The sequence below is a fragment of the Fictibacillus fluitans genome, assembly GCF_030418125.1.
GTDB lineage: Bacteria > Bacillota > Bacilli > Bacillales > Fictibacillaceae > Fictibacillus_C > Fictibacillus_C fluitans.
Window position 1 is genome coordinate 100,769 of record NZ_JAUHTR010000013.1, and the last position, 6,178, is coordinate 106,946.

General features: G+C 42.8%; 10 protein-coding genes. 4 read left to right on the top strand and 6 right to left on the bottom strand.

The features are described from left to right. Nucleotides 1-37: 37 nt before the first annotated feature. Nucleotides 38-466 carry a Fur family transcriptional regulator gene (locus QYB97_RS19625; protein WP_425589826.1) on the bottom strand — a complete coding sequence of 143 codons (429 nt, stop codon included), beginning with the start codon at nt 464-466 and terminating at the stop codon, nt 38-40. 81 nt (nt 467-547) lie between these two features. Then, the gene (gene katA / locus QYB97_RS19630) at nt 548-2,005 is read right to left on the bottom strand and encodes a catalase KatA (protein WP_301167719.1); all 1,458 of its coding nucleotides are present in this window, start codon (nt 2,003-2,005) and stop codon (nt 548-550) included. Nucleotides 2,006-2,210: 205 nt separating this feature from the next. On the opposite strand from katA, the gene QYB97_RS19635 reads away from it, so the two are divergent. Continuing rightward, complete coding sequence (locus QYB97_RS19635) at nt 2,211-2,660, top strand: Hsp20/alpha crystallin family protein (RefSeq protein WP_301167720.1); 450 nt, start codon at nt 2,211-2,213, stop codon at nt 2,658-2,660. On the opposite strand, the gene QYB97_RS19640 is transcribed toward QYB97_RS19635, so the two are convergent. Continuing rightward, nucleotides 2,641-3,147 carry an Hsp20/alpha crystallin family protein gene (locus QYB97_RS19640; RefSeq protein WP_301167721.1) on the bottom strand — a complete coding sequence of 169 codons (507 nt, stop codon included), beginning with the start codon at nt 3,145-3,147 and terminating at the stop codon, nt 2,641-2,643. The genes QYB97_RS19635 and QYB97_RS19640 overlap by 20 nt on opposite strands. 46 nt (nt 3,148-3,193) lie before the next feature. Here QYB97_RS19640 and QYB97_RS19645 point away from each other — a divergent pair, with 46 nt between their 5' ends. From QYB97_RS19645 to QYB97_RS19655, 3 genes are read left to right on the top strand one after another with little or no spacing between them, the layout of a single operon-like run. Next, nucleotides 3,194-3,427, top strand: coding sequence for a hypothetical protein (locus QYB97_RS19645; RefSeq protein ID WP_301167722.1), 234 nt, complete (start codon nt 3,194-3,196; stop codon nt 3,425-3,427). Nucleotides 3,428-3,470: 43 nt separating this feature from the next. Further along, nucleotides 3,471-3,869 (top strand): hypothetical protein, encoded by a 399-nt coding sequence (locus QYB97_RS19650; RefSeq protein ID WP_301167723.1) that lies wholly within the window; start codon nt 3,471-3,473, stop codon nt 3,867-3,869. 1 nt (nt 3,870) lies between these two features. Continuing rightward, nucleotides 3,871-4,170: a hypothetical protein gene (locus tag QYB97_RS19655; RefSeq protein ID WP_301167724.1), complete on the top strand. Its 300-nt coding sequence runs from the start codon at nt 3,871-3,873 to the stop codon at nt 4,168-4,170. Between the two features lie 36 nt (nt 4,171-4,206). Here QYB97_RS19655 and QYB97_RS19660 read toward each other — a convergent pair whose 3' ends face one another. The 3 genes from QYB97_RS19660 to QYB97_RS19670 form a co-directional block, all read right to left on the bottom strand. Next, a complete protein-coding gene (locus QYB97_RS19660) occupies nt 4,207-4,512 on the bottom strand; it encodes a hypothetical protein (RefSeq protein ID WP_301167725.1) in 306 nt (101 codons plus the stop codon). 8 nt (nt 4,513-4,520) lie between these two features. Continuing rightward, on the bottom strand, nt 4,521-4,766 hold the full coding sequence (locus QYB97_RS19665; RefSeq protein WP_301167726.1) for a hypothetical protein: 246 nt from the start codon (nt 4,764-4,766) through the stop codon (nt 4,521-4,523). 538 nt (nt 4,767-5,304) lie between these two features. Then, on the bottom strand, nt 5,305-6,178 hold an 874-nt coding region (locus QYB97_RS19670; RefSeq protein WP_301167727.1), incomplete at its 5' end, for a transposase.

Below are 6,178 nucleotides of genomic sequence, written 5' to 3' on the forward strand. Positions count from 1 at the left end.
GCCGGAACAGGTATATTCATGCTAAAACCTCACTTTTTTATTTGTTTTCCTTTTTGCATTCCTGGCAAAGGCCATAAAATTCGAGTGTATGGCGATGAATTTTAAAATGTGCAAGCTGGGAAGCAGTATACTCTACTTCACTCAGTAAAGGATATTGAAAGTCTGCAATTTGCTGGCACGATTCACAAATCACGTGATAGTGCCGAATAGTGACCAGCTCATATTTACTGGATGAACTTCCAAACGAAAGTTCATTTATAAGATTGAGCTTCACAAAAAGCTTCAGATTATTATAAACGGTACTCAGTGTAATGAATGACGGAAGTTCTCTGTGAATTTCCTCTGCCGTTAAGTGGCCGTTCATTTCTATCATGTTTTTCAGGATCAGTACACGCTGAGGAGTGATCCGCACGCCGCTTTCTTTAAGCTTGGTTTTCGCTACTTGTTCCGCATCCACGATCAACATCCCTTTAAACAGATTTTCAACAGGTACGGATTAGACTTCAAATACACACTCTCAATTGAGAAAATATCATATAAATGATAATCAACGAGCTTCTTGCGGCAGTGGTAATCCTAATCCTTCAGCTACTTTTCTTCCATATTCAGGATCAGCCTTAAAAAAGTGCTGAATCTGGCGAAGCTTTATTTCTTCTTTTTCCACAGGCTTCATTGATTCAACAATATTCGTTACAAGACGTGACCGTTCTTCTTCGGTCAAAAGACGATAGAGATCGCCCGCTTGCGTGTAGTGGTCATTATGGTCATTAGCCACACTGTCGGCCACTCCGTAAACCGGATAGGCGGCCTGCTTGTGTTCTGGTGATTCCTGCGGCCCGCCAAAGCTGTTCGGCTCATAATACACAGAACCGCCACCATTATTATCAAATCGCATCTGCCCATCCCGCTGATAATTCTTTACTTCATTGCGCGGACGGTTGATCGGCAGCGCCTGATGATTGGCGCCTACACGATAGCGGTGAGCGTCAGAGTATGCAAACAGGCGGCCTTGAAGCATTTTGTCAGGAGAAACGTCAATTCCCGGGACAAGCGTGCCTGGTGAGAATGTCGCCTGCTCCACTTCAGCAAAATAGTTTTCAGGGTTTCTGTCCAGTACCATTCTGCCCACCTCAATAAGCGGATAATCTTTTTGAGACCATACTTTCGTTACGTCAAACGGATCAAAGCGATACGTGTTTGCATCTTCAAGCGGCATGATTTGGACATACAGCTTCCATGCCGGAAACTCTCCCTGTTCGATCGCGTTGAATAGATCCTCGGTATGATAATCCGGATTTTCCCCCGCCATTTTCGCAGCAGCATCAGGAGCAAGATTGGCAACGCCTTGTTCTGTTTTAAAGTGATATTTGATCCAGACCCCTTCTCCTTCCTTGTTCACCCATTTGAAGGTATGGCTTCCGAACCCGTGCATATGGCGAAGGGTGGCCGGGATTCCGCGGTCTGACATCAAAATGGTAACCTGATGAAGAGATTCAGGCGAAAGCGACCAGAAGTCCCAAACGGCAGTTGGATTTTTGAGATGTGTTTTCGGATCTCTTTTTTGTGTATGGATAAAATCAGGAAATTTGATGGCATCTCTGATAAAGAACACCGGTGTGTTGTTGCCGACAAGATCATAGTTTCCGTCTTCGGTGTAGAATTTCACGGCAAACCCACGAGGGTCACGAACGGTATCGGCCGAACCGTTTTCACCTGCTACAGTAGAAAAACGGACAAAAAGCGGTGTTCGTTTTCCGACTTCAGATAAAAAATCAGCCTTCGTGTAGTCTGAAACATCATTGGTGACTTCAAAGTATCCGTGAGCTCCTGCTCCTTTCGCATGTACAACACGCTCAGGCACCCGTTCACGGTTAAAGTGTGCAAGCTTTTCCAGCAGGTGAACATCCTGGATGAGTGTCGGCCCTCTTGAACCTGCAGTTATTGAATTTTGGTTATCCCCAACCGGAGCGCCCCAGCTTGTTGTTAAACGATTATTATTGGTCATTCGAATCACCTCGTAAGTTATTTAGAATTATTATAAATATAATGATAACAGTTGTTAATATAAAATCAATACTTTTTTATAATAATTATAAATAAATAATCTAACTAGATTAATGAATTCACTATTTGAAAAGCATAATGTTTTCTCTCTTTGCTCATAAACTGTAAGGAGTCGGTAAATTTTGAGAGGCTGGAGGAAGGAATTTATGGGCAAAAAAGTGAACTTCGACTGGGCCTCCATTCAAGAAAAGGTGGATGGCGTCCTTGGCAATGATTTCTGGCAGGATTTAAATCGGGTTGTCCCCAAACGGACCGCCTGCAGTGATTTTTATGAAACGGAAAGCGAGGGCCATATTTTCGTTGAGCTTCCCGGGTTACAGTCCCAGGAAGATCTTCAAATTGAGCTGGAGGCCAACCAGTTAATCCTGCAAGGAAATATTCCTTATATGTATCCCGTGGAAAAAGAGGAGCTTAAAATGAACGAACGGCTGTCCGGCCCCTTTAAAAAAGTCATTTCCATACCGTTTGCATACTCCCCGGATGACATTAAGGCCGAATACAAGCACGGCTTGCTTCACATCACGTTATCAAAAATAAAAAAAACGAAACCAATTTCGATTTCGTTTACGGAAGAAGCTAAGCCTGATCCATCATGATCGAGATTTCCCTTAATTGTTCCTGCAGCTCATTTTTCAACAGCGTCACTTCAATAACCGGATGGCGGTAGCGGGCGGTAACTGCATTGCTCCTTACGGGAACCGGCAGCGGAATGACCGTTTCTGTCTGATCCGCCCGGTTAAAAACAACCAAACGGCTCTGTCCATAGTATAGGGAGAGTGAAGATAAATCTATGCTGTCCGGAAGCAGGATTTTCACTACCACATACTCCATCAGATCAAAGGTTTCATGGATAAGCTTGCTTTTGGGAGCGGGGCCGCTACCTTCGCCTGCGGATTCTCCCCGGTTAAAGGCAAGTGTCTGGTCCATCACCTCTTTTACATGCTGTTCAAAAAAGCCACTGTCAACAGGCGGCATCATTTGGTTGCCCATTTGATTTTCCAGCCAGTGGAATGGATCAAATTTATCCTTTATTTGAGATTCTGACCACTTAAACGGATCAAAGCCTTTAAATATATGCCTCATAAACAGTCTCCTCCCCCTATTTTAAAAACAAAAAAGGATGAATAACATGGTCAAAATTCAATTCAATGATATGAAAATCGATAAGCTATCGCGTTCTTCCGGGGTCTTTTCCGGCGATAATTTTCATTTTCGTGCTAATGCCACAGACAAACGGAACGAAGGAACAGGACAGCTTTCCGGCGATGGAACCGTTCAAATAAACAACCGTCATCTTGTCATTGATTCCGATTTTTTTGATATCGTACACCCTGACCATCCTTCCGATAACGACTCCAAATAGTTTATGTATGGATTAAAAAAAGGTTAAGAACTGGGTGATCCGGATGCTTAATTGGCTGCTGAAACTGGCTCAATACAAACAGACTGCTCAAGATTTGGAACAAAAAGTACAACAGCTGGAAGAACTGATTAAGCAATCCGCCAACCAGGAAAACCATCCTTCCTCTGCCATTCATTATCATGTTCATATTGAAAAGCTTGAGCTTCAAAATCCGGTTCTTGAAAACCTTTCGTTTACCCTGGATAACCTCGACATTGAAGAACTGAGCGGCGCTCTCAACTTGGGAAACAACTTTGGCGTCACCGTGGGGGAAAAGCAACTGAAGGAAAAGATTTCAGCAAACCGTACAAAAAATGCTGGGGAATCAAGCAGCAAATCGCAAATGAAGCGCTCATCTTCTGGCCTGTCCTTCAAATTTGGCAGAACGGATAAGGAGGGGTAGCATGTCCGCATTAAGTCCGAATTTTTTTATTGGCAACTTCCGGATCGGTACAGTGGAAGGTGCCTCATGCATTAATATGGGAAACAACTTTCCGGTGGGATTTGAAAGCCACAAAAAACAAAATCAGGGACTTGGGACAATCAGCGGGGATAACAACCGCTTTGATGGATTAAAAACCTTGCTTGATGATTCAGATGTAATGGATATGCTCACGTCCGGAGCTGAAAAAGAGGTACCAGACTGGATTAAAGAGCTGATCATTTCCCGGCTGAAGGAACAGGAAGAAGAAGAATCAAAATAAGAGGAGACGCTTGTGAAGTGAAAAGCGGCTCCTCTTTTATTCCTTGCTGTTGTTCTGACTCTCAGGCTTATTTTTAGTTTTGTCGCTTCCATCATCCTTATCGTCGTCACCGTTTTCCAGAATTTTAGTACAGGTGTCGATCAAGTCATTGTCGTACAGCACATTGATGTTTCCTGTTGAAAAATTACCTGAACCCAATACATTCCCTGCACCGGAATTAAGTTTATTCACAGAGTTCCAATAAAGCTGCGTGTTGGATCCCACAAAAATACCAGAGTTAGCCGCAATGACGTTCACATTAATGGAATTAAACAGCACATTCATTTTGGATGATTTCCCCATGGCTCCCCCTAAATTTGTGAAGTTGGCTGAGGGTTTCCAAATTCTGGCTGAGCAACAGGAGTATCCGTTACATCATTATCAAACACGGTGTTCAAGTTTCCGGCTGTAAATGAAATGCCTATCTGTGCGCCGTTTCCATGGTTGATCTTAACAATTGCCGTCCAGTCCGGCTGATTGTTCTGACCCGCCGCCACTGCGGCATTTCCTTCCTGGTTGTTAATATTAATCTGGTTGAATACAACTGAAACAGGCATAAGCAGCCTCCGCTATCCTTGACGTTTTTTAAACTCTTCAATCTAGGATAGCTTATTCCTAAAAAATAAATCTGTGCCTTTTTAAAAAACGTATTTACGAACACATGTTCTTGTGTTATTCTTTAAAAGAAGGCGCGGATGGTAGCCGCACCTCCCCCGAATAACTCTCTTTGGCCAGTTGTTACCTAGCTGGCCGCTTTTTTTTATTTTGATGAAACAAACAGCCACATTAAGCGGACAAACATAAAAAAGCACCGCTAAGCAATGCTTTTTAATAGATAAATCATATATTTTTCTTAGACTGTATGTAACAAACAAGAGTGACTAGCGCTGAAGATTAGAAGTAACCAATTGGGATAAGTAATCATTCAAGTCAAATTTTTCACCTTTAACGAATTCAATGATTTCAACTTTTGTATTATTTAGCATCTCGTTTCATCTCCTTTAAAGGTATTGTGAATATAATATACCCGTCTATTAAATTTATAATCTACTTTTTGAAAATTAACACAATATTCTTTTTCGTCTTTTCTCAAAACTAAAAAAACGGGGCTGTCCAATAAGTCCCTAAAATGAACGCAGGACGGAAAAACGATAAGTTTTTCCGTCCTGCTTTTCTTGTTTGTTCTTTTTTTCTGAAAGTAGTCAGGCGGATGCCTGCTACTTTCAGAAGGTTGTGGGCTAATGCCACAATCCCGAACTCTACATGTACCTTGTCCAGTCCCCGTAAGGACCACCTGCGAAACGACCGATTGCCCTTGATGTGACCAAAAACGCTTTCCACTTCGACTTTGCGTCGGGCATAGATTGCGGTTTTTTCCTCACATTCAAGGGCGGCTTTTGCTTTGGCCTTCATTTCTTCATAGATCGTGTTCCAATGCACCTGGCGGTTCCCTTTCGCTTTGGTACACTTGGTTTTAAACGGGCAATCCGTACAATCTTCGCATTCATAAATTTTGAAGCTTTGTTCCAGACCGGATCGGTTCTTTTTCTTAAGGTATTTCTTGAACGGCACTCTTCTGCCATTGGGACAGATAAACCAATCATCGAGTTCCTCATAGACCCAGTTCTTTGCGTTTTTGATATCGTTTTTATAGCTTCGGCTTTGTTCCTTCAAATAGCTCCCATAGGGTATCAGAAAATGAAATCGCGGTTCTGTTTCTTCTCCGAGCGCATACAAATAGTTCTCTTCACTGCCATAACCGGCATCCGCAATGACGGTTTTCGGCATCGGTAAAGAAGACGCGGCCAGTTTCTCCAGGTGAGGAATGAAACACCGCGTGTCTGTCGGGCGTTGATGAATCGAATAAAACAAAACAAATTGGTTCTCTGTCGCCATTTGTACGTTATAACCGGGTTTTAGCTGACCGTTCTTCATATGGTCTTCTTTCATACGCATAAAGGTGGCGTCC